At 68.4% G+C, this 25,149-nt stretch carries 19 protein-coding genes; 9 read left to right on the forward strand and 10 right to left on the reverse strand.

All coding sequences use genetic code 11. From position 1 onward, the window contains the following. Positions 1 to 4: 4 nt before the first annotated feature. The 3 genes from mgtE to IPG50_25060 are packed head-to-tail and all read right to left on the reverse strand — an operon-like array spanning position 5 to position 4,883. Positions 5 to 1,396 carry a magnesium transporter gene (gene mgtE, locus IPG50_25050; GenBank protein ID MBK6695452.1) on the reverse strand — a complete coding sequence of 464 codons (1,392 nt, stop codon included), beginning with the start codon at positions 1,394 to 1,396 and terminating at the stop codon, positions 5 to 7. A gap of 11 nt (positions 1,397 to 1,407) precedes the next feature. Next, positions 1,408 to 4,284 (reverse strand): sulfatase, encoded by a 2,877-nt coding sequence (locus IPG50_25055; protein MBK6695453.1) that lies wholly within the window; start codon positions 4,282 to 4,284, stop codon positions 1,408 to 1,410. Continuing rightward, positions 4,281 to 4,883, reverse strand: coding sequence for a YkgJ family cysteine cluster protein (locus IPG50_25060; protein ID MBK6695454.1), 603 nt, complete (start codon positions 4,881 to 4,883; stop codon positions 4,281 to 4,283). The genes IPG50_25055 and IPG50_25060 overlap by 4 nt, the downstream gene beginning before the upstream one ends. Before the next feature lie 47 nt (positions 4,884 to 4,930). On the opposite strand from IPG50_25060, the gene amrB reads away from it, so the two are divergent. Both amrB and IPG50_25070 read left to right on the forward strand, forming a co-directional pair. Continuing rightward, positions 4,931 to 6,163, forward strand: a complete 1,233-nt coding sequence (amrB, locus tag IPG50_25065) for an AmmeMemoRadiSam system protein B (GenBank protein MBK6695455.1) — start codon at positions 4,931 to 4,933, stop codon at positions 6,161 to 6,163. A gap of 448 nt (positions 6,164 to 6,611) precedes the next feature. Next, positions 6,612 to 7,817 (forward strand): hypothetical protein, encoded by a 1,206-nt coding sequence (locus IPG50_25070; GenBank protein ID MBK6695456.1) that lies wholly within the window; start codon positions 6,612 to 6,614, stop codon positions 7,815 to 7,817. A gap of 9 nt (positions 7,818 to 7,826) precedes the next feature. Here IPG50_25070 and IPG50_25075 read toward each other — a convergent pair whose 3' ends face one another. Further along, the gene (locus tag IPG50_25075; protein MBK6695457.1) at positions 7,827 to 8,927 is read right to left on the reverse strand and encodes a DNA ligase; all 1,101 of its coding nucleotides are present in this window, start codon (positions 8,925 to 8,927) and stop codon (positions 7,827 to 7,829) included. Positions 8,928 to 9,051: 124 nt separating this feature from the next. On the opposite strand from IPG50_25075, the gene IPG50_25080 reads away from it, so the two are divergent. Further along, complete coding sequence (locus IPG50_25080; protein ID MBK6695458.1) at positions 9,052 to 11,805, forward strand: BamA/TamA family outer membrane protein; 2,754 nt, start codon at positions 9,052 to 9,054, stop codon at positions 11,803 to 11,805. A gap of 15 nt (positions 11,806 to 11,820) precedes the next feature. On the opposite strand, the gene IPG50_25085 is transcribed toward IPG50_25080, so the two are convergent. Beyond that, complete coding sequence (locus tag IPG50_25085) at positions 11,821 to 13,569, reverse strand: hypothetical protein (protein ID MBK6695459.1); 1,749 nt, start codon at positions 13,567 to 13,569, stop codon at positions 11,821 to 11,823. Positions 13,570 to 13,635: 66 nt separating this feature from the next. Between IPG50_25085 and IPG50_25090 the strand changes: the two genes are divergently transcribed. The 5 genes from IPG50_25090 to IPG50_25110 all read left to right on the forward strand — a co-directional run bounded on the left by IPG50_25090 (position 13,636) and on the right by IPG50_25110 (position 19,945). After that, positions 13,636 to 14,532: a hypothetical protein gene (locus IPG50_25090; GenBank protein MBK6695460.1), complete on the forward strand. Its 897-nt coding sequence runs from the start codon at positions 13,636 to 13,638 to the stop codon at positions 14,530 to 14,532. Between the two features lie 13 nt (positions 14,533 to 14,545). Next, entirely contained in the window at positions 14,546 to 16,174 is a 1,629-nt protein-coding gene (locus IPG50_25095; protein ID MBK6695461.1) for a Re/Si-specific NAD(P)(+) transhydrogenase subunit alpha, read from the forward strand. Then, positions 16,171 to 17,595: an NAD(P)(+) transhydrogenase (Re/Si-specific) subunit beta gene (locus IPG50_25100; GenBank protein ID MBK6695462.1), complete on the forward strand. Its 1,425-nt coding sequence runs from the start codon at positions 16,171 to 16,173 to the stop codon at positions 17,593 to 17,595. The genes IPG50_25095 and IPG50_25100 overlap by 4 nt, the downstream gene beginning before the upstream one ends. Before the next feature lie 121 nt (positions 17,596 to 17,716). Then, complete coding sequence (asnS, locus tag IPG50_25105; protein MBK6695463.1) at positions 17,717 to 19,117, forward strand: asparagine--tRNA ligase; 1,401 nt, start codon at positions 17,717 to 17,719, stop codon at positions 19,115 to 19,117. A 9-nt stretch (positions 19,118 to 19,126) separates the two neighbouring features. Beyond that, complete coding sequence (locus IPG50_25110) at positions 19,127 to 19,945, forward strand: hypothetical protein (GenBank protein ID MBK6695464.1); 819 nt, start codon at positions 19,127 to 19,129, stop codon at positions 19,943 to 19,945. 92 nt (positions 19,946 to 20,037) lie between these two features. Here the strand turns inward: IPG50_25110 and IPG50_25115 are convergent, their stop codons facing one another. From IPG50_25115 to IPG50_25135, 5 genes are all read right to left on the reverse strand, one after another. Continuing rightward, positions 20,038 to 20,967: a hypothetical protein gene (locus IPG50_25115; protein ID MBK6695465.1), complete on the reverse strand. Its 930-nt coding sequence runs from the start codon at positions 20,965 to 20,967 to the stop codon at positions 20,038 to 20,040. A 219-nt stretch (positions 20,968 to 21,186) separates the two neighbouring features. Beyond that, positions 21,187 to 22,062 carry a hypothetical protein gene (locus IPG50_25120; GenBank protein ID MBK6695466.1) on the reverse strand — a complete coding sequence of 292 codons (876 nt, stop codon included), beginning with the start codon at positions 22,060 to 22,062 and terminating at the stop codon, positions 21,187 to 21,189. A 128-nt stretch (positions 22,063 to 22,190) separates the two neighbouring features. Beyond that, positions 22,191 to 23,099 carry a LysR family transcriptional regulator gene (locus IPG50_25125; protein ID MBK6695467.1) on the reverse strand — a complete coding sequence of 303 codons (909 nt, stop codon included), beginning with the start codon at positions 23,097 to 23,099 and terminating at the stop codon, positions 22,191 to 22,193. A 231-nt stretch (positions 23,100 to 23,330) separates the two neighbouring features. Further along, positions 23,331 to 23,816, reverse strand: coding sequence for a nucleotidyltransferase (locus tag IPG50_25130; protein ID MBK6695468.1), 486 nt, complete (start codon positions 23,814 to 23,816; stop codon positions 23,331 to 23,333). After that, positions 23,813 to 23,998: a hypothetical protein gene (locus IPG50_25135; protein MBK6695469.1), complete on the reverse strand. Its 186-nt coding sequence runs from the start codon at positions 23,996 to 23,998 to the stop codon at positions 23,813 to 23,815. The genes IPG50_25130 and IPG50_25135 overlap by 4 nt, the downstream gene beginning before the upstream one ends. A gap of 209 nt (positions 23,999 to 24,207) precedes the next feature. Here IPG50_25135 and IPG50_25140 point away from each other — a divergent pair, with 209 nt between their 5' ends. Next, entirely contained in the window at positions 24,208 to 25,119 is a 912-nt protein-coding gene (locus IPG50_25140; protein ID MBK6695470.1) for a LamG domain-containing protein, read from the forward strand. The last annotated feature ends 30 nt before the right edge of the window (positions 25,120 to 25,149 follow it).

Here is a 25,149-nt window from a genome sequence, read left to right on the forward strand (position 1 = left end):
TCGCTCAGTGCCCAGCGCCATGCGCTGCGATGACCGACCGAAGAATGATCTTCGCCACGTGGACGAAGACCAAGATGCCGCAGACGTCGACGAGGCTCGCGATGAACGGTGTGGAGCTGGTGGCCGGGTCGAGCCCGATGCGCTTCAGGCCGATGGGCAGCATCGACCCGACGGTGCAGCCGGTCATGCAGATGCCCACGAGCGTGAGCCCGACGGTCGCGGCGAAGGCCGTCGACATGGTGCCGAAAGCCATCACCTTCATGAAGCCGATGGCGCCAAGGATGAGCCCCAGCACGAGCCCCATGCCCGCCTCGCGAGCGAGAATGCGCCACCAGTGCCCGAGTTGAATCTCGCCCACGGCGAGACCTCGAATGACGAGCGTCGACGATTGCGAGCCCGAGTTGCCGCCCGCGGAGATGAGGAGCGGCACGTAGTAGCTGGCGCCGACGACGGCCTGAAACACCGGGTCGAAGTGACGAAGCGCCGTCTCGGTGAAGAAGCCGCCAAGGAACAGCACGATGAGCCAGACGACGCGCTTTTGAACCAGCGAGACGAACGAGGTCTTGAAATACGAGACCTCGAGGGGCGCGATACCGCCGATCTTCTGGACGTCTTCCGTCTGCTCCGCCGCGAGGACGTCGATGACGTCGTCGATGGTGATGATGCCGAGGAGGACGTTCTTCTCGTCCATCACGGGCATGGCGTTGAGGTCGTACTTCGCCATGCGGCGAGCGACCTCTTCCTGGTCCATGTCGGGCGGCACGCTGATGATGTTCGTGCGCATGACATCGGCGAACTTCTCGTGCGCCTCGGAGCTGATGAGCTGCCGGAGCGACGCGATGCCGAGGAGCCGGTGGTCGCTGCTCGTGGCGTACACGTTGTAGACGGGGGCGTCGCTCTCGAGCATCGCCTCCTTGCGAACGGCGGCGATGGCGTCCTCGACGGTCGCGGTGACGGCTACGGTCACGTACTCCGTCGTCATCAAGTGGGCAGCGCTCGTCTCGGGCCACTTCTCGATGTCGCGGACTTCTTGCGCCGCCTCGTGGTCGACCTCGTCGAGGTGCTCGAGCACTTCGTCGCCGAGGGCCTCGGGCAAGACGCTGAAGAAGTCGGCGCGCTCGTCGGCGGCCATCTCGCTGGCGATTTGCGCGACCGAGGCCGGCGGCATGAGCACGGCGAGCTCGCCCTGCTCGTCGTCATCGAGGCGCTCGAAGATGTCGGCGGCCTCGCGCGACGGCATCCGCTCGAGGAGCTGCGCCGCCTCGTCGGCGTCGAGCTCGGCGACGAGATCGGCGATGTCCTCGGGGTGAATCTCTTCGAGGAGCTCCCGCACCTGCTCCGGATCGTCGCGAAGGATCTCGCGCACGTCGTGGATGAGGAGGGTGCCGAGCCGCATGGGCTACCCTTTTACCGCTTCTCGGACTTGGGCGCGGCCTTGTTCGCGTAGCCCCACTCGCGAAGCAGGCGCGTCATCTCGGCGGCCGCGGCGCCGCTCGCCCCGCGTTCGGGGGCCGACGCGCCGCCCCCCGAAGCGCTGGCCCCACCAGACGCCGGGCCGACGGCCAGCACGAAGACGCCGAGGTCGCGCGCCGGGTCGATCTCCGGCTCGCTCCCGCCCTTCTGAGCGGCAGCACGGGCGCGGTCGACCTGGAGGCCGCGCTCCAGCGAAGCCTCGCGAAGGCCGTAGCTTCCGCCGTAGAAGCGCTCCTTCGGCATCGGGGCGTCATCGAGGAAGACCTGCCACTCGAGCGTCGCGACGGCGCTCTTGGGCACCACGCGCAAGCGCACGCCGGGCACCTCGTCGCTGCCCGCCGTCATGGCAAACTCCACCTTGTTGCCCTCCGTGCGCAGCGCCGTTGGCGGCGCCGCGATGGGCTCGGCGCGAACGCTGCCGCTCGGCACGGTGGCCGTCCCGGAGAAACGACGGCCCCGCCCCCCGCTCGCAAAACGAAGCTCGACGACCCCTTCGCCGTCGTCGGCCGCTGACGGTCCGGCTCCCGGCGGCGACGCGGCCGAGACCTTGGTCGCCTCGTCGGCCGTGACCTCGCGCTTCAAGAACGCCGTGAGACGCGCCGACAGCTCGTTCACGCGCGCCATCTCGCGGGAGGAGAGATCACGCCGCTCGCCGGGGTCCACCCCCAAGTCGTAGAGCTCCTGGCCCGTATCGAAGATCTTGTCGCCCACGGTCGTGATGCGCGCGCCCCCCTCGCGAAGGAGCAAGCGGTGCGCACCGAAGAGAATGGCCCGCGTGCCGCGACCTTCGCTCACAATGGGGCGAGGAGCGACGTTCTTTTCGTCCGCCGTCCGCACGAGCGGCATGAGCGAGCGCCCCGTCATCTTGTTTGAGGCCGGTCGCCCCAAGAGCTCGAGGATCGTCGGCGGGAGGTCCATGTTCGAGACCGGCGCGCGCACCACGCGGCCTTCCGGCAGGACCCCCGGGAGGCTCAGCACAATGGGAATCCGCGTCGTCTCTTCGTAGTTGCTGACGGCGTGGTGAAAGCGCACCGCCATGTCGTCGAGCTTCGAGCGACCGGCGTGCGCCGCCGACAACGTCTCGCCGTGGTCGGCCGTAAGCACAACCAGCGTCCGCTCGCGCAGCTTGAGCGCATCAAGGGTCTGCAAGAGGACGCCGATGGCCTCGTCGTCTTTCGCCGCCTCGGCCATGTACTTGCGAGGGATGTCCTCGTTGGGACCGCACGGCGTCGGCGATGCGCTCGGCGCTCCGCCTGCGTCAGCCTTCGCGACGCGGCACGGTGGAGGGAGCCGTTCCAAGAAGCGATCCGGCGGCTCCCAAGGCTCGTGCGGCGAGTTGTAGTTCACGAACGTGAAGAACCGCGAGTCCTTGTGCTCGCGGAGGTAGCGCACCGCGCTCTCGGTCACTTCCTTGGTGTCGCGCGTGCGATACCGATGGTCGTCGACCCGATCGAAGCCCATGTCGACGCCGACAGCGGCGTAGCCGACCATGAAGTAGTTGTTCACGAAGGCGCGCGTCGCGACGCCCGCGCCTCGCAAGAGGAGCGGCAAGAGCGGCGGCTCGGACCGGTAATACGCCGTCACCTGCGGCTCGGGCACGACCCACGGCGTGGGATCGATGCCGAGCTGCGACGAGAGCGCGCCGCCGAGCATCGACAACGTGCCGGGCCGCGTCCACGCGCCGCCAGACCACGCGCGCGTGAAGATGACGCTCTTCTTGGCCAGCTCGTCGATGACCGGCGTGAGTCCGGGCACCTTCGGGAGGCGGGCATCGAGCGCCGCAAGCTCCGGTGGCGGGCCGCCGTCGTCTTGGTGGAAGCTCGCGAGGACGTCAGGCCGGAGCGCGTCGACGACGATGAAGAGGACGTTGTACGGGACGGCCGTCGGCCGACGCACGCTGATGACGGGATTCCCGAAGAGCGCCAGCGCCGGCCCCGCGGCGACCGGCGGTGGCTTGCCGGGCTTGGTCTCGAGCGCCGCCGCGGGCGCCGTCCAGGTCTTCAGCCGGAGCTCGAGGCTGCGCCCCGCAAAAGCGGCGAGGTCGCACGACACGTCTTGCCAGGCTTGGTCGACGGCCTTCTGCTCGGTGGCCTTCTGATCACCTCTTCTGTGCTCGACGCTCTTCTGGTCGACCTCGAGCGTGACCTTGCACAGCTCCTTCTCGACGCCCCGTTCCGGGCCTTCCGTGGCGACGGCGAAGGCCGCGAAGAGCACCGGCTCCTTCGCCCTGGCCGCCACGCCGGCGGCGAAGGTGAGTCGCGCCGCCGGCGGAACGACGACGGGAAACGAGTAGGTTGCAGGCGTTGGCGCAAAGAGCGCCTCGCGCTGATCGAAGCTCCCCTCGTTCATGTTCCAGATGCGCGCGTCGGGCGCCCAGGTGCCGCCGTCCTTTTTGGGCATGGCCCACTGCTTCTCATCGGCGCTCGTGCGAAGGGCGATGCTCGTGGTCACCCTTCGGCCAAGGGCGCCGAGCGAGACCCAGGGAAGCTGCATCCTTCGCCAATGAGCCGCGAGGAGCCCTTCGCCGCGAGCCAGGCCCGGCACATCGACCCGCGCGCCGTCCACGACGTGGGTCAGGCGGACCTCCACCTCCTCGCCAACCTCGCCCTTGGAGGCGCTCGCTGCGCTTTTGCCGGGCGGCACCAAGCCCGTGCTCGTGCTCGCAGCCGACGGCACGCTTGGCGGAGCACGCCGCCCTTCGCGCCCACCGCCGAACGTGAAGGACATCGCCGCCGCGAGCGCGAGCGCCCCCGCGAACGCCGCGCCACCTGCCAGACCGGGCCAGCGCGCCGAAGGCTCTTCGGCCTTCATGAGCGCCCCGTGCGAGCACGAGTGCGGGCCGGCGCTGCCGCCGCCGCAAGATGAACGCGCCGCGCTACGAGCACCGTCTTGCCGTCGCGAATCCCCTGAAGGGCGCTACCCAACGTGCGAGGACCGGGGTCGCGATCGAACGCGCTCGCCGAGAGGTCTGCGACGAGGCGGCCGAGGGCATGGAGCTCGCGGCGCGGCATCTTGTCGCCGTCCTCGTGCGTCGCGCGCTCGCAGAAGAAGGTGCGGCACCCGAAGGGACGGGACGCGTACACGCGGCAGCGTCCTTCCGCCGACAGGAGCGGGCATCGACGCTCGGCGTCGACCACGGGCAGCGCACGGGCGCCGCCGCGACGACCGCCCACGCTCTCGTTCGTGGGCGCGCGAAGCACCGCAGCCGCTCCTCCAATGGCACGAATGGCGTGCTCCAACTCGGCGACCTCCACGGCCGTCGGGTAGGGCTCACGCTCCGTCCGACCAAAGTGACAACAGTCGGTCGAGGAGGGGCACGTGAAGCCCGCGAGCGCACGATCGGTCTCGGCGTACAGCTCTTGGAGCTGCCGTCGCGCAGGGTCGTCGCGCCAGGAGCTCGGTTGGGGCATCGCGGGATGCATTATCGCAGGCGACGGCCCCGCGCTACCCTAGCCACGTGCCCTCGCCTGCCCGTCCCCGGCTGCGGCCCCTTGAGTCGATCGTCGTACCGGACCCGGAGCACGGGCGCGTGCTGGTCTTGCGCGACACGCAGGGCATCGCCGAAGGCCAGGCCGTTCTGCCGCCGCCTCTGATCCCCGTGGTCGCGCTGTTCGATGGGAACCACACGGTGCGGGAGATCGCGGCGCTCGCCTCGCGCGAGCTGGGCCGCGACGTGCCAAAGGACTTCGTCGAGGGCCTGGCGCGCGAGCTCGACGAGGCGTTCTTCCTCGAGACACCTCGCTTCGAACGAGAGCGCGAGCGCGTGGAGCAACGCTTCCGCGACGCGACCGTTCGGCCCGCCGCGCACGCCGGCGGCGCCTACCACGGCGACGCGACCAAGCTTCGTGAGTACCTCGAGAGTGAATGCCTCGCGCGCGCGCCGCGACAACGTGACGCGAGTCGTCGAGGAAGGGTCCGCGGGCTCGTCGCCCCGCACATCGATCCGTGGCGCGGCGCGGCCGGCTATGGGCGCTCGTACGCGGCGCTCGCCGCGGGCCTCACGGACGACGTGGAGACCTTCGTCATCTTCGGCACTTCGCACGCGCCGATGCGCGCGCCGTTCTCCGTTTGTCCAAAGGCCTTCGACACGCCCTTCGGCTCGGTCCCCGTCGACGACGCGGCGTGCGCGCGCTTGGCCAACGCAGCGCGGTTCGACGTCCACGCCGACCTCATGAACCACAAGCGAGAGCACTCCATCGAGTTCCAAGTCGTCTTCCTGAAGCACCTCTTGGGCGCGAGGCCCTTTCGCATCGTGCCGATCCTCGCAGGGCTCGGCCGTCAGCAGGCTCGTCGCACCGATCCGTCCAAAGACGCGGACGTCGAGGCCTTCCTCGACAGCGTGCGCGAGCTCGTGGACCGTACGAAGGCTGTCGTGATCGCGGGCGCCGACATGGCGCACGTCGGGCCTCGCTTCGGCGATCGCTCACCCTACGACGCGGAGGCTCGCGACGTGCTGGAGCGACGCGACCGCGCGTCACTCGCGAGCGCCCGCAGCGACGGTGCGCGCGAGTTCTGGGAGCACGTGGTGGAAGATCTCGACACGCGCCGCGTCTGCGGGCTCGCGCCGATCTATTCGCTGCTGCGCGTCTTGGAGGCGGTGACGGCCACGTCGGAGCTCGTGCACTACGAGCAGACCGTCGACGCCGAAGATGGCTCCATCGTCAGCCACGCTGGCGTCGCGCTGGGTTGAAGGTCAGTCGTCCGCGTCGCCCGGGACCCTCGCTGGCGGCGGGTCGCCGTGCTCGGGAGCGGGCCGCGCGATAGGGCGGCGCTCGGTGTCATCGGTGTCCCACAATCGGTGGGAGCGAGAGGCGCTGCTGGCGGGGCCCGGTTGCTCGTCGGCGTTGTTCATTGGCTCTTCCTGAGCGGAGCGTGCAGGGGCACGGCACGTTCACGTTGACGTTGACGTTGACGTTGACGTTGACGTTGACGGAGGGAAGCAAGATCAGTGCTGCGCGATTTCGCAGTGGATTGCGAGGGTCGTCCGTTTTTCACCCGGCAAGTGGCGGCCGGTCGTGACGTGACGCTCCTCAGAGCGGCATGCACACGAGCGCGTGCGCACCAGGTGCAACGCCACCGGCGCGGGCCGGATTTTCGCCCAAGTCGTGACGGCATGAGTCCTGCTGCTGGAAGCCGTTGTGCATGCCGTCAACGCCTCCCGTCTGTCGCTCCTGCTGCTTGGGTTGGCGCTCGGCTGCTCGAGCGAGGCCTCCAACTTGGCCGTCTCTTCGAACGCACTGACCGACGGGCCGGCGCCCGTTCCGGTGACGGATCTGAGCGGCACGACGCCGAGCGATGCCGGCCTCGGCGGGACCGAGGGCGGCAAGACCCTCAGCAGCGACGCGTCGGCACCCCTCGGCGAGCCGAACTATCAGGCGCCGAACATCCGAGCCATCACCTCGCCGGAGAACGTCACGTCGCTCGCGCACGGCGGCGCGCCGAGCGGCCTCATTCGCACCGACTTCACCGCGACGTCGCCGCCTGTTGTGCTCGATCGTTTCTCGCTGAGCGTGCGGCACCACGGAGGGCCGTGCTTGCCGACGCCGAAGCCCACTTGCACCGAGTCCGAAAACGCCGTCGCCAACCCCATTCAATGGGACGTGGGCACGTACACGGGCTTTCGACCGACCGCTCCCGTCGGCGCGTGGCAACGAGGCCGCCTCGACCTCGGCGCCGAGATCGGCGCCAGCGCGATGCAACTCCAGGGCACGACGGCGGGCGTCCTCACCAACACCTGGTCCTTCGACCACACGTCGCCGGTCGTCGGCGGTGGCCCGAACGTGGTCTACGCGATCACGTATTCGTCTCCGGCGTCGCCGTTCTTGCACCCGACCTCGGCGCTCACGCTTCAGGCCTTCGTGCGGCTGCCCTGGGCCACCTCGTGGAAGGGCGGAATCGGACAGCTCTCGTTCTTCTTCTACCTGCGCGACGTCACCACGGGCCGCGACTTCGCGTACGTCCTCGCCATCTGGGACAGCCGCTCGCCCGGCGACGGCAACGGCACCGAGTTCGTCGGGCACGACACGCAGGTGAGCTTCGTGTCATCGCCCCTCCGGAGCGGCACGAAGTTCGCTACGCTCTCGCCGTTCTCGGCCGCCATGCGAAACACCATCACATGGACCGGGGCTGACTTCTTCCGCGTCCACGTTCCCGCGACGAAGTTGCTCGACGCCGTCGCCGCCATCGAAGAGAAGGCCCCCGGCGCTACATTCTCACGGCGCCCGAGCGACTACGTACTAACGCACGCGGGGATCTTGCAGGAGGTCTTCGTGGGCACCGATCCGGAGACCAACATGTCGATGGGCGCGAGCTTCACGGACGTGAGCGTCTACGAGTTCTATTGAGGCACGGGGCTAGCGAGGCCTCTTCGTCTTCGCAGGCTTCACCGGCTCGAACTTCACGTCGTGCCGCTCACCGACATACGACGGAAAGCGCGGCACGCCGCCATCGCTCAGCTCTTGGTAGCGGAACGTGATGATGGCGCCGAGCGCCGGCGGGCTCTCGCGCTCCGCGTCGCTGAAGCCGGTCCCGACGTTGAACTTGGTGCCGTCGGGGAGCTCAACCAACAAGGCGCCGAGACGTCCCTTGTGGCGACCTGCCCCGGGCACGTGTGCGAGCACCCGCGCTTCGGCGTCGAAAAAGCTCTTCACCTTGAGCAACGTGTTGCTGCGTCCGGCCTCGTAACGCGAGCGAGGCTGCCGGAGCATGAGACCCTCGCCCCCAAGACTCTCGACGAAGGCGAGCTGCTCCTTCAGGTGCTCGTGTCCCTTGCAGGCTTCGTGAGCGTGCACGGCGGCGTGCGCGGCGCCGGCGAGCAGGTCGGCACAAGCCGCGAGCCGTGCCTCGAACTCGCCGTCGTGGCTCGGAGCGTCGAACACCACGTAGCGGAGCTCGCGCCAGGCGTCGGACTTGTCTTGCCGCTTCACGATGCCCACGGTCTTCTGGAATCGCTTGCGGCCGCCCCAGAGCTCTCCATCGAGCGGCGTCTTCGGCAACCCCTCCTTGAACCAGTCGGGCGCGTGGAAGCGGTTGCCCAGCCTTGAGACGAACTCCGTGCCGTCCCAATAGGCGCGCACGCCGTCGAGCTTCTCGCTCATCCACCAACCGGTGAGCTCGACGTCGAGCTCCCACTTGTGCGCGAGCAAGAGCGGCGGCTCACGCCCCTCCGAGGCTTCGTCATCGCCTTCGCTCGCGGCATTGGCCGAGGAGTCCGCGCGAGCCTTCGTCGGGCGCTTGGCGCGCGGCACCGCACCGGTTTCGCCGACGCGAGCAGCCTCGGCCTCTTCGCCGCGGTACTTGCGGAGGTGTTTGCAGCTCCGCCTTTCGATGGCGATCGATTGGTGCATCCACGCGGGGCACGTGCACGAGTAGACGCCGCCGGCGTTTTTGAGCGTGTAGACGGCCGAGCCGGAGCCTTGGACCTTGGCCGTTTCGCCATCGTGCAGTTCGGGCATCGTCGTCTCCTCACTCCGTCGCACGTTCCCGTCGACGCCCCACGAGGCTACGGCACCGGCGCGCCGGCGAAACGGGCGTTTTCGTGGCCCAAGTCCTGATTTGCCCGCGTAGACTGCGCCGCCCATGCCGCACGACGCTGCCTCCGAGCCGGAGCCGAAGCGAGTCCCCGGACTCTCGCTGCTCGCGGACGTGCGCGTGGGCGAGACGCTCCCCGTTCTCGCGCTCACGGCCAACGTCTTCATCCTCCTCTGCGCGTATTACCTCCTGAAGGTCGCGCGTGAGCCTCTCATCTTGGCCAGCGGCAGCGCCAACGTGAAGAGCTACGCGGCGGCGGGTCAGGCGCTCGTCCTCGTGGTCGTTTCGCAGCTCTACGGCGCGCTCGCGGGCCGCCTCGACCGCATTCGCCTCGTCACGTCGGTCACGCTCTTCTTCGTGAGCAACCTCGTGCTCTTCGCCGTGCTGGCGCAAGCTGGCGCGAGCATCGGCGTGCCGTTCTTCTTGTGGGTTGGCATCTTCAACCTGATGGTCATCGCGCAGTTCTGGTCGTTCGCGGCAGACCTCTATTCGAGCGAAGACGGGAAGCGACTCTTCCCCATCGTCGGCCTCGGCAGCTCTGTCGGCGCCATCGCAGGCTCGACCTGGGCCAAGCGCCTCGTGGGCCTCGGGCCGGCTACCTTGATGGCTACGGGCGCCGTGCTCCTCGTCGTGAGCTTGCTGCTCACGCGGTTCGTGCACAAGAGTTCGCTCTTGCGGCGAGCCAAGAGCGCGGCCGACGCGGCCGAGAACGGCCAAACGCCGCCGCCGGAGGCTCAGGAGCTTGGCGGCCCGAGCGGCGCGAAGCTCATCGTGACCGATCGCTTCCTCGTGGGCGTGGCCGTCCTCATGTTGCTCATCAACGTCGTCAACACGACGGGCGAGAAACCTCTTCGACCGCGCACTGCTGGCAGCCGCGCCGCAAGACACGGCGGCGCGCGTCGTGTTCATCGGCGCGAAGAAGGCGGAGTTTTTTACCTACGTAAACGGGGCCGCCGTCCTCCTTCAGATGTTCGTGGTCTCGCGCGTCTTGAAGCATCTGGGGCTCACCATCGCGCTTACGCTGGTGCCGCTCGTTTCGCTCTTCGGGTACGGCTCCTTGGCCATCACGCCGATTTTGAGCGTCATCTTCGTGGCGAAGGTGGCCGAAAACAGCCTCGACTACTCGCTGCAAAACACGGCTCGTCAGACGCTGTGGCTCGTGACCTCGCGCGCCGCGAAGTACAAGGCGAAGGCGATCATCGACACCTTCATCGTGCGCGGTGGAGACGTGGTCGCGGCGGGCGTCGTGGCGTTCGGCGCGCAGCAAGCACTCACGACGCCGGGCCTCGCGCGCGTGAACGTGGTGATGGTGTGCCTGTGGCTCGCCGTGGCGATCTTCGTCGCGCGCGAATACGCCAAGCGCGCAGCGGCCAACGCGGAGAAGGCGTGATGCGGCGACGCGCGGCGGCGGCCTTCGCGCTCGTCTTGATGATGGCGACGCCGGCGATGGCGCAGCAGCCGCCCGCACCCGCGGCCGCACCGACCCCTCCCCCTCGCTCCGCCGACGAGCCGCGCGCGCTTCCCGACTACGACGGGCGCGGGAAGTCTCCCGCGACCTTCGGAGACGTGGCCCTTTGGGTGCCGCGCGTTCTCTTCTCGCCACTCTATTTCGTGAGCGAGTACGTGATCCGTCGCCCCCTCGGGTGGCTCATCGCGACGGCGGAGCAGAAGCAGTGGCCCTCGGCGATCTTTGATTTTTTCACCTTCGACAAGGAGCGCACGACGGGCCTGCTCCCAACGGCGTTCGTCGACTTTGGCTTTCGGCCCAGCGTGGGGCTCTACTTCTTCGCCAACGACACGTTCGCGAAGAGGAACGACCTCAAGCTCTTTGCCACGACGTGGGGTTCTGACTGGCTGTCGCTCAGCGCGGCCGATCGCGTGCACTTCTGGCGCCGCGAGGCGCCCGCGAGCGCCGGCGGCGGCGTCCTGTCCGAGGGCTCGGGGCAACTGCGCGTCTCTTACCTTCGCCGCCCCGACTACCTCTTCCACGGCTTCGGGCCCACGTCGCGCCCCGAGGACGCGGGGCGCTACGCCCAGCGCCGCGTCGACGTCGCACCGAGCTTCGACCTCTTGCCGATGCGTGCACTCCGCATCCGAACGGAGGCGGGGGCGCGCTTCTTCCACTACGAGGAAGACTCTTGCTGCGACGACCCGAGCGTTGTGACGCGCGCCGCACAAGGTGCCTATCCGGTGCCGCCGGGCCTGGCACGCAACTACTCCATTGGCTACGGACGCGCGGAGCTCATCGTCGACACGAGGCCGCGGCGCCCGCGTCCGCAGCACGGCGTGCGCCTCATGACGCACGCCGAACACGACACCAACCTCCGCGGCGAGCCCGGCTCGTGGATCAAATACGGCGGCGCCGTCGGCGGCTTCGTCGATCTCACGGGTACCGAGCGCGTCGTGGGCCTCACGCTCGAGGCCGACTTCGTCGATCCCGTCGCGGGCGCACCGCCTCCCTTCTCGGAACAAGTCGTGCTCGGCGGTACGGGCATGCTCCGAGGCTTTCGGCCGGGCCGGTTGCACGGTCGAAGCGGCGCCGCGGCGACGCTCTCTTACGAGTGGCCCATCTGGGCCTTCTTGAGCGGCACGGCGCATGGTGCCCTCGGCAACGCGTGGGGCCCGGGCCTCCGCGGCTTTGATCCCGAGCTGCTCCGCCTCTCGAGCGGCATCGGCATCCGCACACGGAGCAGTCCCGATCACCAGTTCGAGATCCTCGCTGGCTTCGGCACCGAGCCCATCGGACGAAACTTCGAGGTCTCGCAGTTTCGCCTCGTGTTCGGCGCCACGCGCGGCTTCTGACGACGACGAGTCTCGCTACGACGGAGGTCGCTCGATGCCCACGAGTCGGAAGCCCCGCGCGGGGCCGAGATCGTAGAGGTGCGCGCGAAGCGGGCCCTGGGCGTCTCCGTTCTTGAGGTCGACGACGACATAGCGGTCCACGTGATCGTCGGCGAGGTCCGCGTCGGGCGCTTGATGCGCGAGGGGTAGGCACACGCCGCCATCGGGCAAGACGCGCGCGCCGCCACCCGGGCCCCGCCCCATGCGAGCGGTGGCGACGTATTGGAAGGCCTGCGGGTCCAGGGGACCTTGCGTTCCAGTGAGCGTCTTGCGTGCAAGATCGGTCGCGCAGAGCTCCTCGCCTCGCACCGCAACGTCGGCGAGGGGCGAGAGGCGGCGCAGGTACCGCGACAAGATCGCGTCGCGACGCGCGACGAGCGTCCGCGTGAGGTACGCGGCGTGTTTGGGCTCACTGAAGTCGCCGACCTTGACGGCCGCCTCGATGTCCTCGTTCGAGAAGCGGGCGATGATGCGCGCCGCCCACGCGCCGTCGCGCTCCTGCATGCGACCGAAGGCGGGGTTCGGGTAGCCGCCGCGCCACATCTCCGGGTCGAAGTCGCGCTCGCTGAAGTAGCCAAAGATGGACCCTTCGTCGCTGCGCCGAGCGCGGTCCCAGGGGCGCGTGACGATGCCGAGCGTGGCGAAGTCTTCGAGCGTGTAGCCGAAGTCGAAGTAGTAGGCGTGACCGAGGCGCTTCGAGATGCCCTCCCACGCCCACTCGCTCCCGAAGCAGTCGCCGAGGTCGAGGTAGAAGTGCTTCACGTAGCCCGGCGACTTCGGATCGTCCTCCCGCGTGGGCATCCACACGTTCATGGAGTTTTGCTCGCGCGAGTCAAAGTGGTTGAGCCACGCCGCGAGGAGGCGACCGCCGCGGAGCTCACGCCGATCTTCGTGCGGGATGACGTCGTTGGGGTCGTTGCTGTTCTTGCCTTCGTAGGTGAAGGGGCCGAGCGGCTTGCCGGGCAGCCACTTCGAGACGCCCATGCGCATCCGGTCGCCGCGGCGCGACGCCTTCGCGAGCACGGCGTCGAGGGCGGCGGCGTCGAAGGGCTTGGTGACACCGCTGTTGTCTGTCACCGAGAGGCCGGGCTTCAGCGTCAAGAGCCCGCGGCGGTAGTAGACGACGGAGTCGCAAGGCGAGTGAAAGCCAAACGCGTGGTAGAAACGCGCGGCGATGGCGGCCGCCGCCGTGGCGCGCTCGGGCTGGTCGGCCAAGTCGGCCTTCAGCATGAATTTCCCCTGCGGCGCCTTCACGCGGAAGCCTGGGTTGGCGCCGTTGGGTTTGCCTTGGTCGATGAGCCACGTGCCGTCAGCGGCGCCTTCGGGATCGAGGACCTTGCCTCGAATGCACGAGCCGAGCGCCACGTCGTCGGGCGCCCACGCGCGGGCTCCCTCGGTGGCGGCGGCGGTGGTGTCGGCGGTCTTTCCGATGCGGTTCGCGAACCAACTCGAGTCGGGGACCTCGTCGAAGGCGTTGACGTTCACGGCCTCGCCGGCGGGATCCACAGCGAAGAAGCGCGCCATGGGCCGGAACACCATCTGGTTTGCGCCGTCCCACGCGAAGGGCGACACGTACTCCTCGGGCGCGGGCGCAAACGGCTGGGCGTCCACATCCTGAGACATGGGCGCCCGCAGCGGGAACCTGCGGATCGCGTCGCCGCAGCCTAAAACCTGCCCCGCGGCGGCCGCGAGCGCGAGAAAGCAAGGGAGCCGGGAGACGCGCATCGCGCTCTCACAATACGTTGACGAGTGTGCACCTGGCGAGGGTCCTCGTGGTACGTTGCCCGCATCATGGTGACGGGACGCAAAGCTGCGAAGAAGATCGCAAAGAAGGCCGCGAAGAAGTCGACCCACGCGAAGGCGTCCAAGAAGAAAGCGAAGGCGCCCGCCACGAAGAAGGCGACGCCGAAGGTCGCCCCGAAGAAAGTGGCGCCCAAGGCGGTTTCTGCGAAGAACGCGCCCAAGAAGAAGGGCCCCGCCAAGCCGGCCACGAAGAAGGCCGCGGCGAAGGCCGCACCTGCGAAGGCTCCGCCCCCGGCGAAAGTGAAGGCGCCCGCGAAGGCCGCCGCGCCCGCGAAGACCAAGGCCACCGCAGCGACCACGTACCTCGGTCGCGCCGATTCGATGAACGCGTCCATCTCGCTGCTCCTCGTGGATGCAGCGGCGGCGGCCGAATCCTGGAAGGGCGTCGACCCCGACGATCTCGACGCGCTCGAGAAGGCCGCGGGCAAGCTCGCGAAGCTCGGCGATGGCCTCGACAGCGGCAAGGCGCGGAGCTTCAAGCTCGGCAAGGCGGGCGGCGTCGGCTTCCAGCTCGCCGTCGGCAAGGGCATCGCGCACGTCTTCGGCGTCGGCGACCGCGTCGTCATCGCCGAAGGCTTCGTCGACGACGTCGACAGCCCGTCCTTCCTCTCGTACGTCGCAGGCCCGACGGCCAAGGGCTCGACCGACGGCGGCACCTTCGACGTCGCCAGCGGCGTCCTCGCGATCTTGGTACCCGGCGGCTCCTACGAGGACCTCCCGGGGCGACTCGCCCTCGGCGTGAACGGCAAGGCCATCGCCCGCGTGGGCTCCGAGAACCCGGGCCTGCTCGTGAAGCTCCCGAACGCGCGCTACCGCCTCTTCGTCGAGCCTGAAGCCGCGGGCCCCTTCGGCCAGGCCGCGCGCGCGGTACTCGAGCGCGCCTGAGGCCTAGACCAACATGCGCGTCGCCATCCCCCGGGAGTTGCGCGTCGGTGAGCGACGCGTCGCAGCCACACCGGACACGGCGGCGCGCCTCATCAAGCTCGGCTTCGATGTGAGCATCGAGAAGGGGGCCGGCGAGGCCGCCTCCTTCCGCGACGCCGAATACGAGGCCGCGGGCGTGACCGTCGTGAGCGACGCCTCGGCGCTTTGGAGCGAAGCCGACGTCGTCCTCAAGGTGCAACCGCCGGAGGAGCTGCCGGACAGCGATCCGCGAAGGCCAGGCGTGACCCACGAAGCAGACCTGCTCCGCGAGCGCGCCACCATCGTGAGCTTCCTGTGGCCCGGCAAGAACAAGACGCTCGTCGAGCGGCTCGCGGCGCGCAAGATCACCGCCGTCGCGATGGATCAGATCCCGCGAACGACGCGCGCGCAGAAGATGGACGCGCTCAGCTCGATGGCGAACATCGCCGGCTACCGCGCCGTCATTGAAGCGGCGAGCTTCTTCGGTCGCTTCTTTACGGGCCAAATGACGGCCGCCGGCAAGGTGCCGCCGGCGCGCGTCCTCGTCATCGGCGCCGGCGTGGCCGGCCTCGCCGCCATCGGCGCCGCGCGCGGCCTCGGCGCCATCGTGCGCGCCTTCGACACGCGCCTCGCGGTCAAAGAGCAGATCCTCAGCATGGGCGCCGAATTCCTCGAGCTCTCCTTCGCAGAGGACGGCTCCGGCGAAGGCGGTTACGCCAAGCAGATGAGCCCCGAGTTCATCGAGGCCGAGATGCGCCTCTTCGCTACGCAGGCGAAAGAGGTCGACATCATCATCACGACGGCGCTCATTCCCGGAAAGCCTGCGCCGGTGCTCCTCGATCAAGCGCTCGTCGAGAGCATGCGGCCCGGCTCCGTCATCGTCGATATGGCCGCCGAGTTCGGCGGCAACTGCGCCGTCACGCGCCCCGGCGAGGTCATCACGCACCGCGGTGTCACGATCATCGGCTACGTCGATCTGCCGAGCCGCCTCGCGCCAACGGCGAGCCAGCTCTACGGCTCCAACCTCACGCACCTGCTCGCCGACATGGGTGGAGCGAAGAGCTGGCACGTCGATCTCGAAGACGAAGTGGTGCGCGGCGCCCTCGTGCTGCTCGAAGGCGAGCTCATGTGGCCGCCACCGCCGCCGAAGAAGCTCGACATCCCGGCGCCCCCCATCTCGCGGCGGTCGTTGGGGCCGCCGGAGACAGCCAAGAAGGCCGCCTCGCGCGCCCCAGACGCCGTGGCGACCGCAGCCTCGCACTCGGCCCCGGCGAGCGCGAAACCCGGCGTTGGCGCCGGCACGGTCCTCGTCTTGGCCGTGCTCTTGGCGCTCGCCGGGCTCGTGGTGCCCGAAGGCCTCGTGACGCACCTCACGGTGTTCGTGCTCGCGTGTTTCGTCGGATGGCAGGTCATCTGGAACGTCACGCCGGCGCTCCACACGCCGCTCATGAGCGTCACCAACGCCATCAGCGGCATCATCCTCGTGGGCGGCATGCTGCAGCTGACGGGCCCGGCGATGTCGGCGCCCGTGCTCCTCGGCGCCGCCGCGGTCCTGCTCGCCACCATCAACGTCGCCGGGGGCTTCCTCGTGACCCACCGCATGCTCCGCATGTTCCAGCGATGAACAGAGCCGCCATCGCCACCACGTACCTCGCCGCGGGGTTGCTCTTCATCCTGAGCTTGGGCGGCTTGAGCAAACAAGCCACGGCTCAGCGCGGCAACCTCTACGGCGTCTTCGGCATGGTCATCGCGGTCGCGGCCACGGCCATCGGAACGAAACACCTCGACCTCGGCCCGCTCGCCATCGCCGTCGCGCTTGGCGGCGCCATCGGTGCGCTCCTCGCGGCACGGGTCGCCATGACGGCGATGCCTGAGCTCGTGGCTGTGCTTCACAGCTTCGTCGGCGCGGCGGCGGTCCTCGTGGGCTTCGCTGGCTACCTGGGCGACCACCGCGAGCGACCAGGCATTGAGGGCACGATCCACGGCGTGGAGACGCACCTCGGCGTCTTCATCGGGGCCATCACGTTCACCGGCTCCATCATCGCCTTCGGAAAGCTCCGCGGCACGTTGCGGTCCAAGCCGCTGCTCTTGCCAGGGCGCCACGTGGTCAACCTCGGAGCGCTCCTCGCGTCGCTCTGCGCGGTCGTTCCCTTCCTCGGAGCGGCCGAAGGCAGCGGCGTCGTGTGGCTTGCCGTCATCGCAGCGCTCGGGGCGTTCCTCGGCGTTCACCTCGTGATGGCCATCGGCGGCGCCGACATGCCCGTCGTCGTGTCGATGCTCAACAGCTACTCCGGCTGGGCCGCCGCCGCCGCCGGCTTCATGCTCGAAAACGATCTCTTGATCATCACCGGCGCGCTCGTCGGCTCGAGCGGACTCATCCTCAGCATCATCATGTGCCGGGCCATGAACCGGTCCATCGCCAGCGTCATCCTCGGCGGCTTCGGCGCCGACGAAGGCGCGGCCCCGGCCGCGAAGACCGATCGACCGCAAGGCGAGACCATCAGCGTCGACGCGGCCGCGGCGGCGGCGCTCCTCGAAGCTGCAAAAGAGATCATCGTCGTCCCCGGCTACGGCATGGCCGTGGCGCACGCGCAGGGTCCCCTTTGGGAGGCGGCGCTGCTCCTCCAGAAGCGCGGCAAGCGCGTGCGTTTCGCGATTCATCCCGTCGCCGGCCGCCTGCCAGGGCACATGAACGTGCTCCTGGCCGAGGCCCGCGTCCCCTACGACATCGTCTTCGAGATGGACGAGGTGAACGAGGACTTCCCGAAGACCGACGTGGTCCTGGTCATCGGCGCCAACGACATCGTGAATCCTGGCGCGCTCGACGATCCGTCGAGTCCCATCTTCGGCATGCCGGTCCTCGAGGTCTGGAAGGCCAAGACGACCATCGTCATGAAGCGCGGCATGGCGAGCGGCTACGCCGGCGTCGAGAACCCGCTCTTCTTCATGCCTGGCACGCGCATGCTCTTTGGTGACGCGAAGAAGGCCGTCGATGCGCTCTTGAGCGCGCTCCGCGACAAGAACGAAAAAGACGCCGCCGCGTAGCCGTGCTCGGCCACCCATTGGGCAGAAGCGCGCTCGTGCGATCGAGCGCGCCAGCAGCCCGATTTCGGCGTCGTGTCGAGGCGAATTGTCTTCTAACCTGCGGGACCTCGAGAGGTCAGCGATGCAAGCGGTTTCCGTTCGTCAGATTTTGGGCGGCTCCATCCCCGCCGGTACCAAGACGCTCGTTCGCGGATGGGTGCGCACGCGGCGCGACTCCAAAGCGGGCCTGTCGTTTGTCCACGTGAGCGACGGGAGCTGCTTCGATCCGATCCAGGTGGTCGCACCGAACACGCTCGAGAATTACGCGGCCGACGTGGCCAAGCTCACGGCTGGCTGCGCGGTCGAAGCCGAGGGCGAGATCGTCGCCTCACAGGGCCAGGGGCAGAAGTTTGAAATCCTCGCCTCCTCCGTGAGGGTCATCGGCTGGGTCACCGATCCGGAGCGCTACCCGATCCAACCCAAGGCCCACAGCCTCGAATACCTCCGCGAGGTGGCACACCTTCGGCCGCGCACCAACACGTTTGGCGCCGTCTCGCGCGTGCGCCACACCATCGCCCAGGCGATTCATCGCTACTTCCACGAAGAGGGCTTCGTTTGGATCAACACGCCCATCGTGACCGCCAACGACTGCGAGGGCGCCGGGCAGATGTTCCGCGTCAGCACCCTCGACGCGGTGAACATGCCCAAGACGCCGGAGGGCAAGATCGACTGGTCGAAAGACTTCTTCGGCAAGGAGGCCTACCTCACCGTCTCGGGGCAGCTCGCCGTCGAGGCGTATTGCCTCGCGCTCTCGAAGGTCTACACCTTCGGCCCGACGTTCCGCGCCGAGAACTCCAACACGACGCGCCACCTCGCCGAGTTCTGGATGGTCGAGCCGGAGATCGCCTTCGCCGATCTCGCCGCCGACGCCGACCTCGCCGAGAACTTCTTGAAGTACGTCTTCCGCGCCGTCCTCAAGGAGCGGCCCGACGACATGAAGTTCTTCGCCGATCGCATCGAGAAGACGGCGCTCTCGCGGCTCGAGAAGCTCGTCGACACTCCCTTCGAGCGCATCGAGTACACGGAGGCCATCAAGCTCCTCGAGACGTCGGGCAAGAAGTTCGAGTTCCCCGTCAAATGGGGCGCCGACTTGCAGACCGAACACGAGCGCTACCTCACGGAGGAGAAGATCGGCCGGCCCGTGGTCGTCATGAACTACCCGGAGGAGATCAAGGCCTTCTACATGCGCATGAACGACGACGGCAAGACCGTCGCGGCCATGGACGTCCTCGCGCCTGGCATCGGTGAGATCATCGGCGGCTCGCAGCGCGAAGCGCGGCTCGACATGCTCGAGAACCGCATGGACAAGATGAAGCTGAGCAAAGAGGCCTACAGCTGGTACCTCGACTTCCGTCGTTATGGCACCGTGCCTCACGCCGGCTTCGGCCTCGGTCTCGAGCGCCTCGTGGTCTACGTCTGCGGCCTCGCCAACATCAGGGACGCGATCCCCTACCCCCGCACGCCGGGCAACGCTGACTTCTGATCGGGTTGCATGGCGACCGACGACGACTTCGTAAAGCGCGTTCTCAAGGCCATCGACCAGCGCGACGGCGAGGCCATCGAGGGGCTGCGCGGCCGGAAGGTCGACGAGAACATCGACGCTCTCCTGGCGACGTGGCGTGTCACGTTGCCTTGGGCGGCCAAAGATCTCTACGTCGGCCTCTTCATGGACCAGAAGGACGCTCGCCTCGAGCCGATGATGCTCGACGCGCTCGAGTCGCCCAACGTTGACTCTCGCGCGCCGGCCATTTGCTACCTGACGGGGAGCTTCAAGCTCTTCGATACGTTCCTCACGGCGGGCGGCTGGGTCGACCCGGCGATCGTCGACGCGGCCATCGCCAAATGGCGCAACGAGACGGGCCTCTCAGCGGCGCGGGCGTGTGCGCGGTGCGGCGCGCCGCATCGTCAAAACGAGCTCGACTGCCGCTTCTGCCACGCGCCCTTGAAGCGCGAGGCGGAAGATCCGGGTCGCTTCAAGGTTGGAGACGCGACCTTCGAACTCCGCCTCGGCGTGCCGGGGCCGAGCGACGCGCCGAGCGAGCTTCGGGTGCAGAACGCCGTCAAGCGCGGTCGTGCGGCGGCTCGCGTGACGGCGGTCGTGGGCGTGTTTCCTGGTGAGCGCCTCACGCTCCGCGTGTTTGAGGCGCGAAGCGGCGACGCGGAACGGAGAGACATGGCCTCCGAAGCCAACGTCGCCTACGCGAGCTGGGACTGCCCGAAGGCCGGCGAGTTCGAGGTGGTGATCAGCAGCAGCGGGCGAGGCGATCGCGAGGTTGAGCTCGCGCGCGCCCCCTTGCGGGTGGTGCTCTGACGGGGCGTCAGACCTGCCGTTGGTCTATCGCGGCACGCCTCGACACTCGCGTGAGCCTTAGCCAGCCAGCGTGGATCGCCTTGGACCGGCGCTCAGAAGCGCACCTCGGGACCAAACTGTCCTCTCATCGACACGACGGAGACGCGGTGGACTCCGCCGACCCCTCCGACGACGAAGCTCTGTCGAGCGAAGGGCACGGCGGCTTCCACGCCGGCGCGTAGAGCGAACACGCCCGCCACGGGCATGCGAAGCTCGAGGCCTGCCGCCGCGGCTCCATACACCGATGCGTCATCGATCGTGCCCCCACCGCCGACGCCGCTCACCGCGAGCCGTTGAAGCATGACGCTTAGGCAAGGCGCGAGCGACAGGGCCTCGGCCTTCGGAACGTCGAAACATCCATGAGTTTCGACGCTGAGTAGCGAAAACTCGCCGTCTATGCCAGGCGCACCAGCGACCTCGCCGCGTCGTGACAAAAGCCCGTGCACCTCGAGCTCAAGGCGGAGCCGTCCTTGTGCGACGCCTCCGCCGGCTTTGAGCCCGGCGGCCGCGCCTGGCAGGGTGGCGGTGTCGAGCAGTCCTGCGAGGTGCCCTTGCGCTCGCAGCTCACGACTTGGCGCCTCGCCCGCGCCTCTCGTGTCGGCTGCGCTCGCGGCCTCGGTCCGCTCGGAAGGCTCGCTGTCTTTTGCGCCAGCCATGGGCACCGAACTCATTGACACAACGAGGGCGACCGCCTCCGTGAGGGCTTCGCACGAAGACTCTTCGAGGGTGCGCTCGCCAGCGGCGGGGGCGCGCATGACGAGGCGCGCACGGTAGCCATTCGGAAACGTTTCGATGGCGACGTCGACATCGATCGCCGCCCCGTCACCGACATCGCTGAGACCGCTAAGCTCCGCGACGCGGGCCCGCAGCGGGGCCTTCATCGGGCACGCGGGCAGATCGCGCACGTTAACGTCGGCGCTGGCATCCGCCGACACCACGCCGCTTGCCACCACGAGCGCAATGGCTCCGAGCGTCCCCTTCACGAGGCTCGCTCCAAGGCCGCGCCTGATATGGTTCGGGGGTGTCGCGAAATCGGGTTCACGGGCGTCTCCAGCGTGCGCCGGCGAGGAACAAGAAGCCTGTTCATCAGTGGTCTCCACCAACGGTCGAACGCCATCGGCTACCCGTCTCTCCGAGCAAGACGAGCAAAGGGGCCCCTCTCAGAGGGCCCCCTTTCGTTTCAGTGCGGTCGCTCAGCGCGGCTACGCGCTGCGGCGACGACGGCGCGCGAGGCCGACGGCCACGAAGCCGAGGCCCAGGGCGAAGACGCGAGGATCGAGCGCGTCGCCGCCGTTGGAGACAGCGCACGCGACGCCCGCTTTGCCCTCGGCGGAGCACTCGTTGCCAGCGCACTCGGCGCTGCCGCTCGCGCTGACCTTCACCTTGAGGACCGCGTTGAGCGCGGCGACGCAGTTCTTGAGGTTGTTGCCGGTGTCGACGTAGTGACCGTCGCAGAAGAGCGCGCCCTCGGGATCGTCGCAGCGCACCTTGCAGCCGCCTTCGAGCTCGCCCTTGCACTTCACGTAGCCCTTCGACTGGCAGCTCACCTGGCAATCGACGTTGACCTTCGCCTTGCACGAGCCCTTGCAGCTCGCCTGGCACTTGGCGTCGCAGGTCGCGCTCGGCGGCGTGCCGGTGCACTGCGCGCTGCACGAGCCGCTGCAGCTCGCCTTGCAGGAGGCCTCGCACTCTCCCTTGTTGGCGGCCGCGGAGCACTTGCCGGAGCAATCGCCCTCGCACCGGCCTTGGCAGTTGGCCGAACAGTCGAGGCTGCCGGGGTTGGCGGAGCACTGACCTGTGCAATCGGCTTGGCATGAGCCGGTGCAAGACGCCTCCGCATCGACGTTGCACTCGCCGCGGCATGAGGCCTCAAGCTTGCCTGCGCAGGCGACTTCCATCTTCACGGGCGTGCATTGCCCAGTGCACTCGGCCTTCGCAACGACTGTGCATTTTGCGTCGGCGCTGACGTTGATGTTGCCACAGGACTCGAGCCCGGCCTTCGCATCAGGAGCGAACAGCATCGAGCCCACGAGGGCGAGACCACCGGCAACCGCAGCCATTCCAAAGCGAAGTGACATGAAGACCTCCCGAGGTTGTGACGTTCCGCCGTCGTTGGACGGACGCCGCGCGAAAACGAAGCAACGACCGTACCACTGGGCGGGGTCGGCGCTCCGCGAGACTTGCGACGCGCGGGGTTGGAGCTCAGTCAGGCCGCGGCGGTGCGCAGCGCCTTTTTCATGACCTGCGCCAAGGCGCGGCCTACACCTTCGTAGACGGAGCCGGCGCGCCACACGACGGCGAGGGTGCGCGACGGCTCCGGCGTGAGGCGACGAACTTCGAGCTGCCCGCGGCGGTTCTCGACGCCAACCGCGAGGCTCGGCAGGAGCGTGATCCCCGCACCGACCGAGACCATTTGCGCCAACGTCGCGAGGCTCGTCGCGGCGAGCTCGGCGCGGCCCGCGCCGGCGAGCTCGCACACAGCGAGGGCTTGGGTCCGAAAGCAGTGCCCATCATCCAAGAGCAAGACGGACTCGCCCTCGAGATCGCTCTGCCGCAGGAGCTTGCGCTTCGCGAGCGGGTGGTCCTTGGGGAGCGCGACCACGAAGCGGTCTTCGCAGATCTCCGCATGCTCGAGGCCATCCAACTCGGGCACCAGCGCCAAGAGGCCGAGGTCGAGCGTGCCCGCTTCAAGGCTCGCCACGATGGTCTCGGTCTTCGTCTCCGTGAAGCTCGGACGCAGGCCCGTGAACGACGCGTGAATCGCCGGGACCACCTCCGGCAAGAGGTACGGCGCCACCGTGGGAATGACGCCGATGCGAACCGGGCCGGCCATGGGATCGCTCTGCTTGGCCGCCGCCCGCACGAGCTCTTCGACCTCGCGGAGCGCGCGACGAGCGCGGTCGACGATGTCGCGGCCGGCCGGCGTGACGAGCACGCGGCGACGGTCGCGCTCGAAGAGGCGGAGGCCGAGCACGTCCTCGAGCTGCTTCACCTGCGCGCTGAGGCTCGGCTGCGAGACGGCGCACTGCCGCGCCGCCTTGTGGAAGCCCAACGTGTCGGCCACGGCGACGACGTATTGGAGCTGCCGGAGCGAGACATCGGAGGCGCTGGCCATGGTTGGCTGTTCCTATCACACGGGGCGGCCCGGAGCCTTGGTCTCGACGACGCGAGCGAGGTCGTGTGCATAACAAGCGAGCCGACCCGCGTGCGGTACGAGCCGCGCGTGCGCGGCACCGTGAAGCGAACGGTCGATGCGCGCCTCGAAGGCGAGCTCATCGTGCTGCGGAGTAACCCGGTCTAGCCCGCATGGAATGCGGGCTCGGCTGAGGCTCGGGCGCGCCGTCGCCTACTCGCCGCGCTTCGCGCTGGCCTCGAGGCGGCGCAGAGCTTCGAGGTCGACGAGATCCTTTGCGCGGCCCGCGGCGGCCTTCGAACGGATGAGGTCCGCCAGCGACATGATCCTGACCTTGGTCCCGTAGAGGTCGACCGTCTCCGAACGAAGCGCGAGCTCTCCGTAGCCACCGAGGCCCGTAACCTCGCCCAAGACATCGATGTCGCCCGCGGTCGTCGTAAGCGTGAAGTTCAATCCGTTCCTCAGCGTCCGCACATCCCAGAAGAAGGGAAGTTCGGCGGGAGCGCCACGCAAGCGAGGGCGCAGCTCCGCGAGCGCGCGCACCAGCCGTTCGAGGTTCTCTGGTGTACGCGCGTAGCAGATGTCGAGGTCGAGCGTCGCACGCACGTGGCCATGAGAAATCACCGCGAGTCCGCCGATGACGACAAACTCTACGTGCTCATCGCTGAGCCGGCGGAAGAACTCGGAGAAGTCGGTCATCGCGTTCCGCCGGACTGGCGGGCGCGCTGGACGAGCTCGGCGAACTCGACCAGGCGGCACATGGCCTCAACGCGCTCGGTGGGGGTCATGCGGAGAGCCTGCTCGAGCTGCGCGACATCGACGCCCGGGGGGAGGCGATCAAGGACGCGGTATTGCCAGGGCTGCTCCACGGGAAACCACATGCCCGGAGTCTAGGCGCAATGTTCGCGACGCGCACGTGGGAGCGCTCTTGCTGGGGTCGAGAACTCCGCCATCACGCCGGCGGGAGCGATGCGGCGGCAGCGCCGACGACGACCTGCCGCTAGCCTAGCCCGGTTGTTGACGAGCCCATCCTGGTGGCGGCACCGCGCGGCGCGTTGGTGTAGGCTGCAGCGCGGTCCCGGGCCGCCCCATGCGCTCGAAGCTCCTTCCTCGCCTGATCGTTCTCGGCTCGCTGCTCGCGGGCCCGGCGTGCTCGTTCATTCAGTCGTTCGACGGACTGAGCGACACCTACGGGCAGACACCTTCCCCCGACGCGAGCGACGGTGCGGTCGAGGTCAGCGCTCCCGACGTCGTCCTGCCGACCGCAGACGCCGCTGACGTCGTCGTTCAAGACGCGACGGACGCGTCCTCCGTCGACGCCGGCTCGTACCGTGACGAGGTGCTGAAGGACAGGCCGTTGGCCTATTTTCCGCTCGATGAGTCGCCCGGCACCTTGTTCGCGGCGAGCAGCGTCGGCGGGGCGCCGCTCAACCTCGTCGGGACCATCGGGTTCGGGGCGGCGGGCGCCGTAGGCACCAGCGCGTCATTTCCCGGCACCGAGTTCGACTACCTGACAGCCGGCGATCGCTTCGACTTCGCTCTCGGTGCGGCCTTCAGTCTCGAGGTTTGGTTCAAGGCCAAGACGGCCGTTGCCACGCAGCGCCTCATCGCGTTCAAATTCGAGGGGTCGAACGGCTACGGCTTGGGCCTCTTCGGCGCGCTGGTTGGGTTCACGGTTGGGGGCAAGGACGCGAGCGACATCTCTATCGGCGACCTGACCTTCAGCGGCCTTCTGGACGCGGGATTCCCGACCGGAACCCCTCCACTCGACAGCGGCCTGCTTACCGAATGGCACCACTTGGTCGGCACCTTCGACGGCGCCACGATTCGCCTGATCCTCGACGGCGTGCACACCTCGTCGGTGCCCGTTCCCGCGCTACCGACCAATCACGCGGAGCCGCTTGTCGTGGGTGGTGCCTTCGACGGAGAGCTCGACGAGCTGGCCATCTACAACAAGGCGCTCCCTGTCCAGCGCGCGCGCGCCCACTACCTGGCGCGATAAGGCGAACCGCCGTTGCGCATGCGGCGAAGG

This window comes from Myxococcales bacterium, from assembly GCA_016703425.1.
Classification (GTDB): Bacteria; Myxococcota_A; Polyangia; order Polyangiales; family Polyangiaceae; genus JADJCA01.